Annotated in this window: 14 protein-coding genes; 5 read left to right on the forward strand and 9 right to left on the reverse strand. The window is 63.0% G+C overall.

Annotation, left to right across the window (positions count from 1 at the left end):
- Positions 1-80 precede the first annotated feature (80 nt).
- On the forward strand, positions 81-1,181 hold the full coding sequence (locus tag ACT7DV_RS09005; RefSeq protein WP_444661937.1) for an alanine racemase: 1,101 nt from the start codon (positions 81-83) through the stop codon (positions 1,179-1,181).
- On the opposite strand, the gene ACT7DV_RS09010 is transcribed toward ACT7DV_RS09005, so the two are convergent.
- Positions 1,178-1,342 carry a hypothetical protein gene (locus tag ACT7DV_RS09010; protein WP_444661938.1) on the reverse strand — a complete coding sequence of 55 codons (165 nt, stop codon included), beginning with the start codon at positions 1,340-1,342 and terminating at the stop codon, positions 1,178-1,180. The genes ACT7DV_RS09005 and ACT7DV_RS09010 overlap by 4 nt on opposite strands.
- 195 nt (positions 1,343-1,537) lie before the next feature.
- Between ACT7DV_RS09010 and ACT7DV_RS09015 the strand changes: the two genes are divergently transcribed.
- On the forward strand, positions 1,538-3,226 hold the full coding sequence (locus ACT7DV_RS09015; RefSeq protein WP_444661940.1) for a long-chain-fatty-acid--CoA ligase: 1,689 nt from the start codon (positions 1,538-1,540) through the stop codon (positions 3,224-3,226).
- 34 nt (positions 3,227-3,260) lie between these two features.
- On the opposite strand, the gene ACT7DV_RS09020 is transcribed toward ACT7DV_RS09015, so the two are convergent.
- The 5 genes from ACT7DV_RS09020 to ACT7DV_RS09040 all read right to left on the reverse strand — a co-directional run bounded on the left by ACT7DV_RS09020 (position 3,261) and on the right by ACT7DV_RS09040 (position 8,987).
- Positions 3,261-4,856 (reverse strand): dipeptide ABC transporter ATP-binding protein, encoded by a 1,596-nt coding sequence (locus ACT7DV_RS09020; RefSeq protein WP_444661942.1) that lies wholly within the window; start codon positions 4,854-4,856, stop codon positions 3,261-3,263.
- Positions 4,853-5,650: an ABC transporter permease gene (locus ACT7DV_RS09025; protein WP_444661943.1), complete on the reverse strand. Its 798-nt coding sequence runs from the start codon at positions 5,648-5,650 to the stop codon at positions 4,853-4,855. Before ACT7DV_RS09025 ends, ACT7DV_RS09020 begins: the two co-directional genes overlap by 4 nt.
- Positions 5,647-6,579, reverse strand: a complete 933-nt coding sequence (locus ACT7DV_RS09030) for an ABC transporter permease (protein WP_444661945.1) — start codon at positions 6,577-6,579, stop codon at positions 5,647-5,649. Before ACT7DV_RS09030 ends, ACT7DV_RS09025 begins: the two co-directional genes overlap by 4 nt.
- 6 nt (positions 6,580-6,585) lie before the next feature.
- Positions 6,586-8,247, reverse strand: coding sequence for an ABC transporter substrate-binding protein (locus ACT7DV_RS09035; protein ID WP_444661947.1), 1,662 nt, complete (start codon positions 8,245-8,247; stop codon positions 6,586-6,588).
- Positions 8,248-8,378: 131 nt separating this feature from the next.
- Entirely contained in the window at positions 8,379-8,987 is a 609-nt protein-coding gene (locus ACT7DV_RS09040; protein ID WP_444661949.1) for an NAD(P)-dependent oxidoreductase, read from the reverse strand.
- Positions 8,988-9,070: 83 nt separating this feature from the next.
- Here ACT7DV_RS09040 and ACT7DV_RS09045 point away from each other — a divergent pair, with 83 nt between their 5' ends.
- A complete protein-coding gene (locus ACT7DV_RS09045; RefSeq protein WP_444661950.1) occupies positions 9,071-9,475 on the forward strand; it encodes a winged helix-turn-helix transcriptional regulator in 405 nt (134 codons plus the stop codon).
- Here ACT7DV_RS09045 and ACT7DV_RS09050 read toward each other — a convergent pair.
- Positions 9,459-9,947 carry a GNAT family N-acetyltransferase gene (locus ACT7DV_RS09050; RefSeq protein ID WP_444661952.1) on the reverse strand — a complete coding sequence of 163 codons (489 nt, stop codon included), beginning with the start codon at positions 9,945-9,947 and terminating at the stop codon, positions 9,459-9,461. The genes ACT7DV_RS09045 and ACT7DV_RS09050 overlap by 17 nt on opposite strands.
- A gap of 116 nt (positions 9,948-10,063) precedes the next feature.
- Between ACT7DV_RS09050 and ACT7DV_RS09055 the strand changes: the two genes are divergently transcribed.
- Positions 10,064-11,200 (forward strand): acyl-CoA dehydrogenase family protein, encoded by a 1,137-nt coding sequence (locus ACT7DV_RS09055; protein WP_444661954.1) that lies wholly within the window; start codon positions 10,064-10,066, stop codon positions 11,198-11,200.
- Positions 11,201-11,207: 7 nt separating this feature from the next.
- On the opposite strand, the gene ACT7DV_RS09060 is transcribed toward ACT7DV_RS09055, so the two are convergent.
- The gene (locus tag ACT7DV_RS09060) at positions 11,208-11,945 is read right to left on the reverse strand and encodes an NUDIX hydrolase (RefSeq protein ID WP_444661956.1); all 738 of its coding nucleotides are present in this window, start codon (positions 11,943-11,945) and stop codon (positions 11,208-11,210) included.
- Between the two features lie 238 nt (positions 11,946-12,183).
- Between ACT7DV_RS09060 and ACT7DV_RS09065 the strand changes: the two genes are divergently transcribed.
- Complete coding sequence (locus tag ACT7DV_RS09065) at positions 12,184-12,963, forward strand: 3-hydroxybutyrate dehydrogenase (protein ID WP_444661957.1); 780 nt, start codon at positions 12,184-12,186, stop codon at positions 12,961-12,963.
- A gap of 13 nt (positions 12,964-12,976) precedes the next feature.
- Here ACT7DV_RS09065 and ACT7DV_RS09070 read toward each other — a convergent pair whose 3' ends face one another.
- Positions 12,977-14,038 (reverse strand): YeiH family protein, encoded by a 1,062-nt coding sequence (locus ACT7DV_RS09070; RefSeq protein ID WP_444661958.1) that lies wholly within the window; start codon positions 14,036-14,038, stop codon positions 12,977-12,979.
- Positions 14,039-14,056: the final 18 nt, after the last annotated feature.

Consider the following 14,056-nt stretch of genomic DNA (forward strand, 5'->3'; position numbering starts at 1 on the left):
GGTAATCTCTCTGTTCGGCGGATTCAACTTCGGGCAGGACCGTAACCGCGATGCACAACAAGCACTAAGGAACGGTAGACGTGGCCACAATTCCGGCTGGAACCAGTACGCCGCACATCATGATCGATGTGGAGCAGCTGGAGAAGAACATCGAAAAAATGGCCCATCGGGTCGCCAGCCAAGGCCTGAAAATGCGTCCTCATGCCAAAACTCACAAGATGCTCGAGGTCGCCGGCCGCCAGCTGGAGGCCGGGGCGGTCGGGCTCACCGTGGCCACCGTGGGCGAAGCATTGAGTTTTGCCCTGCAAGGCGTGGCCAAGATCTTCATCGCCTATCCGCTATGGGTCGATGAGTCCCAGGCGCAACGGATCCAGGAATTGATGAAGCGTGCTAAGCTCAGCATTGGCACCGATTCGGTGGAGGCTGTGGAACAAATGGCCCGGATGCTCGGGCCGCAGGCAGCCAAGATCCGCCTCATGATCGAAATCGACAGCGGTCATCATCGCAGTGGCGTCAGCCCGCACGATGCGCTGGCTATCGCCGAAGCGGCGCGTGCCGCCGGCATGCGCGTGCATGGAGTCTTCACCTTCCCCGGGCACAGCTACAACCCTGACGGCATCGACTGCGCCGTCAATGATGAGCACAAGACGCTGGCCGAAGCGACCAGGATTCTGCGCGCGGGCGGGTGCACCATCAAGCGGATCAGTGGCGGATCAACTCCCACCGCGGCGCTGAGCGATAATTCGGTGCTGACCGAGGTGCGCCCGGGGGTCTATGTTTTCGGCGATGCCCAGCAGTATGAGCTCGGCCGCACCGGCTTTGACGAGATCGCCTTGACCGTGGCCGCGACCGTGGTCAGCCGCCATGAAGGCAATGAGCAGATTCCGCGCCGCGTAGTGCTGGATGCTGGAAGCAAAATACTGGGCAGCGATCGACCCGCATGGGCTACCGGCTATGGCCGCATTGCCGAGTGCCTTGACGCGCGGATCAGCGCGCTCTCGGAGCATCACGCCACGGTGCTGTGGCCAGAAAACCTCGAGCTGCCCGCACACGGCACGCAGCTGCAGGTGATCCCGAATCACGTGTGCCAAGCGGTGAACCTGGTTGATTCGGTGCTCGCAGTGCATCCTGATGGAAGTTCTGAACTGTGGGATGTGGCTGCTCGCGGGCTGAATTTCTAACCTGCCAAGGCATCCGGCACGGTCCAAACGGTGGCATCCTTCAGGGAAATCTGCAGGTTCGCTCCGCTTGCTTCATCCGCCAGCTGGCGTCCGCCAACCACCACTAGGAGGCTGCGCGCCGGGGAGAATCCGACATACAGCTGCTCGGCGGCTCGCTTCATGTCCTTGAAGCCCCTAACGCAAAGAAGGACCACGCTTCTCTCCAGCCCCTTGAACCCAAGCACATGGCCATAGAATTCATTCTCGCGAGCATGGAAAGCTGGCCAATGCTCCGCATCGAGCAGGCCCGTTCTCATAGTGGTCTTGGCGGCCAGTAGAATCGCTTTGCTACCGGCGCGTAGGGCATGATGGGAGCTATGGAGAACAGCGCTGCGCCCGCCTGGGTGGCCAATTACCAGCCCGGCGTCCCTGCAAGTATTGACCTGCCTACCGAAGCGCTCAGCCGCATGTTCGAACGCTCGGTGGCTGACGCAGGCCAGAGCCCGGCTACAGAATTCTTTGGGCGGCGCACCAGCTATGCGCAGCTCGGCGAACAGGTGGAGCAGGCGGCCGAAGGGCTGCGAAAGTTCGGGGTGCGTGCCGGGGACCGGGTGGCCCTGATCCTTCCCAACTGCCCGCAGCATGTGGTGGCTTTCTACGCTGTCCTGCGGCTGGGGGCTGTGGTGGTGGAGCACAATCCGCTGTACACCGCCCGAGAGCTGCGCCACCAGTTTGAAGACCACCAGGCGCGCGTGGCCATCGTCTGGGACAAGGTAGTGGGCACCGTGCAGGAGTTCCCCAAGGACGTGCAGTTGGACGCGGTGGTAGCGGTTAACCTGCTGGATGCCTTCCCTGCGCTGAAGAAGATGGCGCTGAACCTTCCAGTGAAGAAGCTGCGCGAGACCAAGGCCTCGCTGACCACCGGCACCTCGGGAACCACGGCGTGGAAAGACTTGCTCGGAAGCGGCCGGCTTGATACCAATCACCCGCACCCCGACGTGGATGACTTGGCCGTCATCCAGTACACCTCGGGGACCACGGGCCATCCCAAGGGCGCCATGCTCACCCACTTCAACCTGTACTCCAACGCGCTGCAAGGCGAGGCCTGGATGCTCGGCGCCAAGGAGCGCGAGGAAATCCTCTACGCGATCCTCCCGATGTTCCATGCCTTCGGCATGACCCTGTACCTGACCTTTGGCGTGAAAAAGCAGGGCCTGCTGGTGCTCTTCCCGAAGTTTGATGCCCAGATGATCCTGGACGCTTGGAAAAAATCGCCCGCCACGGTGTACTGCGCTGTTCCACCGATCTACGAACGCACCGCGCTGGCAGCCAAGGAGCGCGGCATGTCGCTCAAGAGCGCCAAGTACTGCATTTCCGGGGCCATGAACCTGCCGGATCATGTCGTGGAACTGTGGGAATCCATGTCCGGCGGGCTGCTGGTCGAAGGCTATGGCATGACCGAATCCTCGCCGGTGGCGCTGGGCAATCCCTTCCACCCCAGCCGCCGCACCGGAACCATCGGCGTGCCTTTCCCCTCGACCTTGATGAAGGTTGTCGAGGTGGATGATCCGTCCAAGGAGGTAGCCCAAGGCGAGGCCGGTGAACTGCTGATCAAGGGTCCCCAGGTGTTCCAGGGCTATTGGAACAACCCCGAAGAGACCGCCAAGGCGAAAACCGGCGATGGCTGGTTGCGTTCGGGCGACGTGGTCACCGTTGACGAGGACGGATTCACCCAGGTCGTGGACCGGGCCAAGGAACTGATCATCACCGGCGGTTTCAACGTCTCGCCGACCGAAGTGGAAATCGCGTTGCGCCAGCAAGCCGACGTGGTTGATGCCGCGGTCTTCGGCAAGGCGCTGGCCCGTGGCGGAGAGATGGTGGTCGCCGCGGTGCAGCTGGAACCCGGCGTTGAACTCAACGAGGACGGGCTGCGTGCGCATTGCCGAGAGCTGCTCGCCGCCTACAAGGTGCCCAAGCGCGTGGTCCAGGTCGAAGAGCTGCCGCGTTCATTGCTCGGCAAGATCCTGCGCAAGCAGGTCAAGGACGAACTGGCTGAAACCCTTTAGGACGCCTTGTCCATGGCTTGCCCCGCACGCAAATTCAGCGCAGCCGGGGCATCGCCGAGAGCAGCATCCGGGTGTATTCGTGCTGCGGGGAGGCGAAGAGGGACGCAGTGTCGCCCTGCTCGATGATTTTGCCCTGGTGCATGACCGCCACGGTATCGCTCATATGCTCGATGACCGACAGATCGTGGCTGATGAACAGGTAGCTGGTTCCGGTCTCCAGCTGGATCCGATCCAGCAAATCTAAAACGGTGGCCTGGATGGAAACATCCAACGCCGACACCGGCTCATCCAAAACCAGCACCGAAGGCCGTGGCGCCAGGGCGCGCGCGATGGCCAGGCGCTGGCGCTGGCCGCCGGAGAGCTCGCGAGGAGAGCGCGGGAGCAGGCTGGTGGAAAGTTCCACCTGTTCCAGCAATCCAGCCACCTCGTTGCGGTAGCCAGCGGTCCGCTTGGTCTTGCCGCCGCTGAGCGCATCGGCCAGCAGCTGGCCGACGGAATAGCGCGGATCAAAGGAACCCAAGGGGTTCTGGTAGATCGCGCCCATCTGCTCGCGAAGCTTTCGGCGTTGCCCCTCGGCCATGGGGGCGAAGCGTTCGCCGAGCAGGTCCAAGGTGCCAGAATCCGGTTTCTGCAAACCCAGCACCATGCGCGCGGTGGTGGTTTTCCCGGACCCGGATTCACCCACGATGCCCAAGGTTTTCCCCCGCGGCAAGTCGAAGCTCACCGCGTCCACGGCCGTGTGCTTTCCAAAGCTCTTCGACAGGTTGGTGGCCGAAAGGGCCGGCGGGCCAGCAACAATTTTCGGAGCGGGTGCTGGCGGCGGCACAGCGCCAGCTGCCGAGAGCGGCGCGAAGCGCGGGACGCCCGAGGGCACCGCTTGCAGTAGCTTGCGCGTGTAGTCATGCTGTGGATGGTTCAAGACCCGTTCGGCCGGTCCAGCTTCGACGATTTCTCCGTGGCGCATCACTGCGATGTCATCGGCCAGGTGGGCCACCTGCGCCAGATCGTGGCTGATCATCAGCACGCCGCGGCCCTGCTCCTTGAGCTTGCGCAGCTGCGAAAGGACCAGCGCCGTCAGTGCCGAGTCCAGCGCGGTGGTTGCCTCATCGGCGATCACCACCTGCGGGTTGCCGGCCAGCGCCTGGGCAATGAGGGCGCGCTGGCGCATGCCTCCGGAAAGCTCGGGGGAACGCTGCCTGGCGCGCAGTCCGGGGTCGGGCATGCCTACCGCTTGGAGCACGTCGTGCACCCGCTGCTCACGTTCCGGCTTGGACAGCGAGCCATGATCCTTGAGCCCGTCAGCGATTTCCCGGCCCACCGGTCGCAGCGGGTCCAAGGCCATCAGCGCATCTTGCAGAATCATCGAGATCGAATTGCCGCGAATCTTCTGCCACGCCCGGTCATCCAGGTCCAGCACATTCTGGCCGCAAATGGCCAGTTCGCGGGCGCTGACACTCCCGCCAGAGAGGCCCAAGAGGCTGCGCGCGGTCACTGATTTGCCTGATCCGGATTCGCCGACCAGCGCCAGAACCCGGCCAGGGCGGATGGCCAGGGAGATGTTCTTCACCGCGGGTGCTCCGTCGAAGCTGACCGACAGGTCCTTGACGGTGATGAGCTCTTGTTCACTCATAGCGACTTCACCTTTCCGCCTAGGGCGCGGCCGATCAGGGTTGCGGACACCGCCACGGCAACGATGGCTAGCCCGGGGAAGAGGCTCATCCACCATGCCAGGTGCAGGTAGGTGCGGCCGGCCGAAAGCATGGCACCCCATTCCGGAGCGGGCGGGGCAGCGCCCAGGCCGAGGAAGGAGAGGGCTGCGGCCCAAATGACGGCCTGGCCGATGCCCAGGGTCACCAGCGCCAGCAGCGGCTTGAGCGCATTGGGCACGAGGTGGTTGCGGACCTTGAGCCAGCTGCCGCGGCCGAGCACGGTGGCGGCCTCCAGCATTTCGGAATTCTTCAGGCTGCGGATTTGGCTGCGCACCAGCCGGGCATAGCCGGGAGCCGTGGATAGGCCGACGGCCACGATGGCCGGGCCCACGCCCGGACCGGTAAAGGCAATGATCAGCAGTGCCATCAGCAAGGAGGGAATGGCATAGAGCGCTTCGAGCACGCGCAGGATGATGTCATCGATCCAGCGCGGGGATAGCGCGGCAACGGTGCCCAGGATGATGGCCAGCCCCATGCCCAGGGCCGTGGCGGCCAAGCCGATGGATAGCGAGTCCGAGGCGCCATGGATGACGCGGGTGTAGATATCGCGGCCCGATTCATCGGTGCCGAATAAGTGCGCTGGCCCTGGTTTCTGGAAGGCTTGCACCGGGTTGATGGCCAGCGGGTCCCCGGGAGCCAGGACCGAGGGTGCCAGGGCCATCAGCAGCCAGAGGGCGATGACGATGGCGGAAAGGATTTTTGCGGTGCGGCTCATCGCTGCCCGCCTGCCGGGTTGATGAGCCGTTCGAGCCCTTCGGCCAAGGCCATGACCACGATGTAGACCAGCGCGGAGAACAAGGCGATGCCGGTAACCATCGGAATATCGCGGGCCAAGACCGCGGAGAGCAGGGAGCGGCCAAGGCCCGGGCGGGCGAAAATTGCTTCAACCACTACGGCTCCGGAGAGCAGCGAAGAAAACGCCCAGCCGGTCAGGCCCAGCGCAGGCAGGGCCGCATGGCGCAGGCCATGGCGCCAGAAGAGCTTGAGCCGGCTTTCGCCGCGGGCCCGGGCGGCCAGGGCGAACTGGCTGCCCATCGCCTCGCCCAGGGAATCGCGCATTAATTGAGTGAGGAAACCAGCCAGCGGCAGCGCCAGGGTCAGCACCGGGAGCACCAGGCCCTGGGCGGAGCCGTTGTCCACGGCAGGCAGCCAGCCCAATGCGGAAGAGAAGAGCATGATCAGCACCGCGCCGAGCCAGAAATGCGGGACGGCGGCGGCGATGATTTCCAGGAGGCTGCCCAGCTGGCTGCCAAAGCGGCTTGACCGGGTGGCAGCCGCGGCGAAGCACAGGGCCATCAGCCAGGCGGCGGCCAGGGCCAGCAGCGAGAGCCACAGGGTGCTGGGCAGAACCTCGCCCATGACCTGGGCGACCGGCTGTTTCAGGGAGTAGGAGGTGCCGAAGTCCAGTGCCAGCAGCTTCCCCAGATACAGCAGGTATTGCGCGAAGACAGGCTGGTCCAAAGCGTATTCTGCCCGGGCGGCTGCCAGGGCTTCGGCCGAAGCCTGAGAGCCCGGGCCGCCCATAATTGCTTCAGCCGGGTCGCCGGGGATCAGCCGGATGGCGATGAAGATGGCCGTGGCCACCAGCCATAGCACCACCACGGCACCGCCGATCTTGCGCCCAGCCCAAGCAACCGTGCCCATCAGAGGCTACTGATCCAGGAAGGTGTCGAAGTAGATCGGGGAGGACACCGCCGTGGTGGTTCCGACGCCGTGCACGTTCTTGCCGTAGAGGAAATGATTCTGCTGGTCATACAGCGGCAGCACGTAGTAGCCCTCGAGCACGATCTTCTGCGCCTGCTCGTAGAGCGAGGCGCGGCGCGCGCCGTCCTCGGTCTCTTCGGCCTTGTTCAGCAACTGGTCGAGCTGCTTGTTCTTCACCTGTGCATTATTGGCGAAGTAGCCCGAAGGAGCAGGAACCGTTGAATCGGAGTGGTAGAGCACGCGCAGCACCGACGGGCCGACCTTGGTGTACGGAGCGGAGACCAGATTGTACTCGTGCTTGGCTAGCGCGCCATACCAGCTGGACAGATCCAGCAGGTCGATCTTCACCTCGAAGCCCACGGCCTTGGCCTGGGCCTGGAACTGCTCGAAGAGGGACTGCTCGGCCGGGACCGACTGATTGGTGGAGACCGGGAAGACCAAGCTCAAGCGCTTGCCATTCTTCACGCGGTAGCCCTGGGCATCGCGTTCGCTCCAGCCGGCATCATCGAGCAGCTGGTTGGCCTTGGCGGTATCGGTGGTGAACAGCGATTCATCCGAGTATCCCAGAGGCTCCACCGAGGATAGCAGCGAATTGCTGCGCTTGGCGGTGCCGAAGAACAACGCGGAGACCCCGGTGTTCGCATCGACGGCGCGGATGAATGCTTCGCGGACTCGCTGGTCGTCAAATGGCGCCTTGGAGCTGTTGAGCTCGATGCGGTTCGAGGAACCGGGACGCGGTGCATCGAGGTGGCCTAAACCGGCATCGGAGGCCGAGGCAATGGTGTCCGGCTGGGCGTTGTCGATCACGTCGACTTCGCCGGATTGCAAAGCCGCGTAGCGGGTGGCGGCTTCTGGGATGAACCGCCAGGTAATTCCGTCAAGGTAGGCGGTGCTGCTGGTGCGCTTTTCGTCAGCGACCGGTAGCACATAGCCATCGTTGCGGACCAGGTTCACGGCCTTCTGATGCTCCCAGGATTCGACCTTGAACGGTCCGGTGCCCACTGGGGAAGCGCAGTTCGTGGCCTGATCGCGTTCCAGGGCCTTGGGGGATTCGATGGCGGTCCATGGCATCGCCAGGGATTCGAGCAGCGCGTTATCTGGAGCTGACAGCTTGAGGACGGCGGTCAGTTCATCTTTGGCCTCGACACTGACTACCTTGCCCACGGCGAGGTATCCGGTGGAGGAAGCGGTATTGGGGTCCTTGAGGTGCTTGACGTTGGCCTTGATGGCGTTCGCGGTGAGCTTGGTCCCATCGGTGAACTTGATGCCCTCCCGCAGCTTGATGGTGCGGGTCAATCCGTCCTTGGAGACTTCCGTGCTCTCGGCCAGCCATGGGATGATCTCGCCGTTGGCATCCTTGGTGAACAGGGATTCCAGATATTGGCTGGCCACCAGCGCCTGCGGGTAATTGCCGCCAACGTGCGGGTCCAGGCAGCTTGGCTCTGCGTCGCCCGAGGCGTAGACCATGGTGCCGCCGGTGACCGGTTCTTTGCCTTGTGCCGTGGAGTCGGAGCTGCCCGTTGTCGAGCAGCCGGCCAAGAGGGCGCCGATTAATGGCAGTGCGAAGGCACCGGCCAGAATACGCGAAGAGCGCGAGTTGCGTTGCATGGGAAGTAACTTACCTCGGGGTGCTAGTGGAATGACCACTCCAACTTTAGCCATGTACGTTGCATTCGTCAGATCGGCGCCCTGCGGCGCGGATCCGACGAATGCGCTGCACTGCTGCGGGCGTCGAGTATCTACTTTTCGCTGGCTACGGTCAGCCGGCGGTTTTCGTGTGCCGGGGTTTCGATTTCGTCGAGGATTGCCACCGCGAAGTCCTGGCTGGAAACGAAGTCGCCGGCCGGTGAATCGGTGCCCTTGGCGTAGCTTCCGGTGCGGCGTCCCGGTGCGATTACCGGGGCTGGTGCAACGACGGTCCAGGTGATTCCGGAGACGGAGGTGAACATGTCGTAGACGGCAGCTGCGGTGAGTGCTTCGGCCTTGTACGCTTCGGGGAAATCCGGGCTGTCGACCAGGCGGACACCGTTGACTTCGGTGGCTCCCGCGCCGCCAACGACGATCAGGCGCGCTGGGGTGAGGGTTTCGGTGATTTCCTCGAATGCGTCCAGGTATTCCTGGTGGTCTCCGCCGGTGCGCGATGGCGGAACGGAGATGACGATGACGTCATTGTTCTTGCCGAGCTCGCGGTAGGTTGCGGCATCGTCCAGTTCGGCTGCGACGGCGGTGGTGCCGGCGACTTCGGTGCCGGAGCGGGTTACCGCGGTGACTTCATGGCCGCGGGAAATGGCTTCGGCAACAACTTCAGTGCCGACCATGCCGGTGGCTCCGTAGACTGCGATCTTCATGGTGATTCTCCTGTTGATTGGTTGTCGTACAACACGATGATATCCTTTAGATATCGACTACTACAACGAAACTAGGTTTCCTAATGGATAGCCATGAGTCATTTAATGTCTTCGTGCAGAACTGTCCTTCACGTGAAATTATGCAGCGCCTCGGGGATAAATGGACACCGCTGGTCCTGCTTGGCCTAGCTGGCGGGCCGCAACGTTTCTCCGAGTTACGCCAGCGCATCGGCAGCGTCACTCCAAAAGTGCTCACCAGCACCCTGCGCACCCTTGAGCGCGATGGGCTGGTGAAGCGCACCGTCTTTGCCCAGGTCCCGGTCCGCGTGGACTATGAGCTCACCGAAGTTGGCCACAGCCTGCTGGGCCCCATGGAAACGCTGCGCAAATGGTCCGAGAACCATGCATCCAAGGTGCTCAAGGCCCGCGATGAGTTCGACGCCCGCGACGAGCGGCCAGCCGCGAGGCCGGCTAGCCCAGCTCTTTGAGCATGAAGTGCAGGCCCACCATGCCGTGTACCCGGTGGTTGTAGGCCCCGGGCACGGTGCCCAGGATCCTGAATCCCAGCGATTGCCACAGGTGCACCGCGGCGTAATTCGTTTCAACCACGGCGTTGAACTGGATTCCGCGATACTGCTGTTCCCTGGCCCAAGCGATGACATGCTCGCCCAGCATCCGGCCAGTGCCGAGGTTCCGGTAGCCGGGATCCACCAGGAAGGAGGCCGTGGCAAGATGCGCACCGCGCCCGGGCCTATTGGGCCCCATCTTGGCCGAACCGATAATTCTCCCGTCGTCCACGGCGACCACGCTCTGCCCCGGCGGTCGTTCCATCCACCAGGGTTCGGCCTCGTCCATGCTCTGGTCCTCGGGGAAGGCGTAGCTCTGCCCATCGGCCATGATTTCGCGGTAGAACGGATAGATGGCCGGCCAGTCGTCGGCGGTGGCTGTTCGGATCTGCATACCGGCCAGCCTAGCTGCTGGCGGTGATGGTGCGGGGCAAGCGGTGGGACTTGAGTTGTAGCGCGGGTCACATAGACTGTGCTCACATGGAGCAATAGCGGGCAAAGGAGCCGGTGGTGTTTGAAATAAGCGAAGACCAGAAGTCGCTGATCGGCATGGTCCACGATTTCGCGGAGACGAAGATCGCACCGATGGCCCAAAAATGGGATGAGGAGCAGCATTTCCCCATTGATGTGCTCGCCCAAGCCGGCCAGCTGGGCATGGGCGGAATCTACGCTTCAGAGGAGCACGGCGGTTCGGCGCTCACCCGCAGCGACGCGGTACTCGTCTTTGAGGAGCTGGCCAAGGCGGACCCCACGCTTGCCGCCTACATTTCCATTCACAACATGGTGGTGTGGATGGTGGACAGCTTCGGCAATGAAGAACAGAGGGCCGCCTGGCTGCCGGAATTGATCAGCATGGAAAAGCTGGGCTCCTATTGCCTGACCGAACCAGGCATCGGCTCCGATGCCGCGGCACTGAGCACCCGCGCCCGCAGGGATGGAGACGAATATGTGCTCAGCGGCGTCAAGCAATTCATCTCCGGGGCCGGAAGCTCGGGACTGTATATTGTCATGGCTCGCACCGCGGATACCGGAGCCCGGGGGATCAGCGCATTCCTGGTCCCCGCCGATCTGCCGGGACTGAGCTTTGGCGCCAATGAAAAGAAGATGGGGTGGAAAGCCCAGCCCACTCGACAGGTCATCATGGAAGGCGTGCGCATTCCCGCCGAAAACCTGCTGGGCGAGGAAGGCCAGGGATTCTCCATGGCCATGAAAGCGCTCAATGGCGGACGGCTGAATATTGCCGCCTGCTCGCTGGGCGGGGGCCAGCTGGCTTTGGACAAATCGGCCGCCTACCTCAAGGAGCGCCAAGCCTTCGGCGGGCCCCTGGCCAAGCAAGAAGCCCTGGTGTTCAAGCTGGCCGACATGGATATGGAGCTGGAAGCGGCCCGCTCTTTGCTGCGCCGCGCGGCCAGTGCCCTGGATGCAAAGAGCCCGGATACGGTGCGGCTCTGTGCCATGGCCAAAAAGGTCGCCACCGATGCAGGTTTCAACGTCGCCAACAGCGCCATCCAGCTGCACGGAGGCTACGGCTACTTGGCGGACTACGGCATGGAGAAGATCTTCCGCGACCTCCGGGTGCATCAAATCCTGGAAGGAACCAACGAGATCATGTCGCTGATCGTGGGACGGATCCTGCTGGAAGATTGAGCGGCGATCAGGATCTCGGAGCGCTGATTTCGGTGGAGCGCACCGGGTGCGACGAGTGGGAATCGCGCGGATCGGGATGGACCGCCTTGATGACCGGGCGGCTGGAGGCAATCTGATCGATAGCGCCCAGCGCCATGGCATCAAGCAAAGTGCGCTGGGTCGGCCGCATCATCTTCAGCTCGCCACGTTCCAGCGCCGCAAAAAGCTCCTCGGGCTTGGCCCAGTGGGATCGCACGGCCTCGGTGGTTTGGTGCGCCGGCTCCTGGCCCGCGGCCAATGCCGCGACAAAAAAGTAGGTATCAAATCGGCGCGGGAAGCCGGTGGGAGTAACCCAGTTTGCCCACGGGAAAAGCTGCCCGGGCTCAAGGGACAGCCCGGTTTCCTCATGCACCTCGCGCAGGGCGGCTGCCAGGATTTCCCCGGCTTTCTGCGGGGCTGCCGCTTCGCCTTCGTCCCACACGGCAGTGCCGGCCCACTGCTTGCAGTGTGCGCTAATGATCGTGTCGCCAAGATGTCCGCTGGCTGCCGTTGCGCTGTCCTTGGGATCAACGCGGCCCCCGGGATACACGACCATGCCAGCCGCGAAGTCCATGGTGGACACCCGATGCTGGATAAAGACTTCGAAGCCGCCATTGTTTTCGCGCAGCATCAGCACGCTGGCCGCACGGCGGATCGGGACGTCAAGTGGGGCATTGCTGATCGGTGAAGTCGTCATTGTCTTCCGGGTCTTTGGTTGTTGCGCCATTGGCCGCCGCCCTGGTGGCTGGCGGAAAGGAATGGTGGATCTTCTGCCAGCATAACTGCCAGCGCCTGCCCAGCGCGTGCCAGCACCCTCCGGGAGTTGTGCATGAACGCACATTGACCTGCGGAATCTGCACAGCGCGAATCGTTGACCCGAGTTGGAAATTGGCCATAGCTTGGCAGTGGGCATCCGAGATTCGGGCCCTTGCCGCAACGGTGCGCAAGAAGGGATATCACGGGCCATGACCCAGGAAACAGAATTGCCGGCCACCAGCAATGACGGCTTGCAAGGCCTACGCGCATTGGTCACCGGGGGTGCCAGCGGAATTGGATTCGCCTGCGCGCAAGCACTGGCCCAGGCAGGTGCCGCAGTCACGATCGCGGACAGGGATGAGCAGGCTGCCCGCGAGGCCGCGGCCCGTCTGGACGGGAGCGCCTGGGCGGTGGATCTTTCGCAGACCAAGGCCCTTGAACAGTGCAGCGTCGACACCGACATCCTGGTCAACAATGCCGGCATCCAGAGGGTGGCAGCCATCGATGAATTTGATCCCGAGGCGTGGCGGCTGATCCACCGGCTCATGCTGGAAGCGCCATTTCTGCTCATTCGTGCCGCCCTTCCCGGCATGCGCGAACGCGGCTTCGGTCGGATCATCAATATTTCCTCGATCCACGGCTTGCGCGCCAGCGCCTTCAAGAGCGCCTACGTCTCGGCCAAGCACGGGCTGGAAGGCCTGTCCAAGGTCACCGCGCTGGAGGGTGCTGAGCACGGAATCACAAGCAATTGCATCAACCCGGGATATGTCCGTACGGCATTGGTGGAACAGCAGATTGCCGATCAGGCCAAGCTGCACCAGATCCCCGAATCACAGGTAGTGCAAAAGATCATGCTGACCGAGGCGGCCATCAAGCGGCTGGTTGAGCCAGAAGAAGTCGCCTCCCTCGTGGCCTGGCTCAGCTCTTCGCAGGCGGGCATGGTCACCGGTGCCTCCTACACCATGGATGGAGGCTGGAGCGCGCGGTAGCCGCCGCCGGGCATTATCCAGGAGGGAAAAGAACTGTTCCGGTGGCGGCCACGACTGCAATGATCAGCGTTGCGACCAGCCCCAGGAGCAATGCCTTGATCCCGGAGGTGAAAATGCTGCGCAGGTGGACCCCGAGCCCTAAGGCAAACATGGCCGCAGACAAGAGCAGGGTTTGCACGGTGGAAGCACCGTCGATAAACACCTCTGGGAGATCCATGGTGGTGCGCACCAGCATGGTGGCCAGGAAACCAATAATGAACAAGGGCACCAGCGGCGGATTCTTGTCGCCGCGAACGCTGTGCTTGCGCCGCATATAAATTCCGACTCCGGCAACAACCGGAGCGAGCAGGAGAACCCTGGCCAGTTTCACGGTGACGGCCACGGCCAAGGCGGCTGCCGACACCGAGCCAGCACCGGCAACAACCTGTGCCACCTCGTGGGTCGAAGCGCCCACGAGCATGCCGATGCCGCGTTCATCCAAACCCAAAAGCAGGCCCAGTGCGGGCATGGCCGGAATCATCAGGGTTCCGAAAAGCACTACCAGGCCAACTGCTGTGGCTACTTGATGCTCCTTGGCCTTGATTGTTCCTTCAGCCCCAGCCACAGCTGCCGCACCGCAGATGGAAAAGCCAATGGCGATCAACAGCCGTTGCTCCAGGTCCAAGCCCATCAGCTTGCCGATCCAAGCGGTGAGCAGGAACGTGACAGTCACCGATGAAACCACCACCAGCAGCACGCCAGGACCAAGAGCAAGGATGGATTCCAAGGACAATTGGAATCCCAGAAAGACGATTCCCCACCGCAACATCTTCTTTGCCGAAAGGGCTACCCCGGAATCAACAACATGAGGCACGGGCGCCAGGTTGCGCCACAGGGCGCCAAGCACAATGGCGATGAGCAACGCGCTCACGGAACGGATGACATGGCTGGCGAGCATGCACAGCGCACCGACAGCCAGGCACAGCAGCACTCCAGGGACCGGGCCGGAGAGAAGCCGGGTGGCCAGCGGCGTTCTGCTGGCCATGCCGGCATCGGAAGCAGAAGCAGTGCTGGTGGAGCCCGAGAGGTGGTTCATGCTCACCATTCTCCGCCG

The organism is Glutamicibacter sp. TV12E (assembly GCF_052441935.1).
Lineage (GTDB): Bacteria > Actinomycetota > Actinomycetes > Actinomycetales > Micrococcaceae > Glutamicibacter.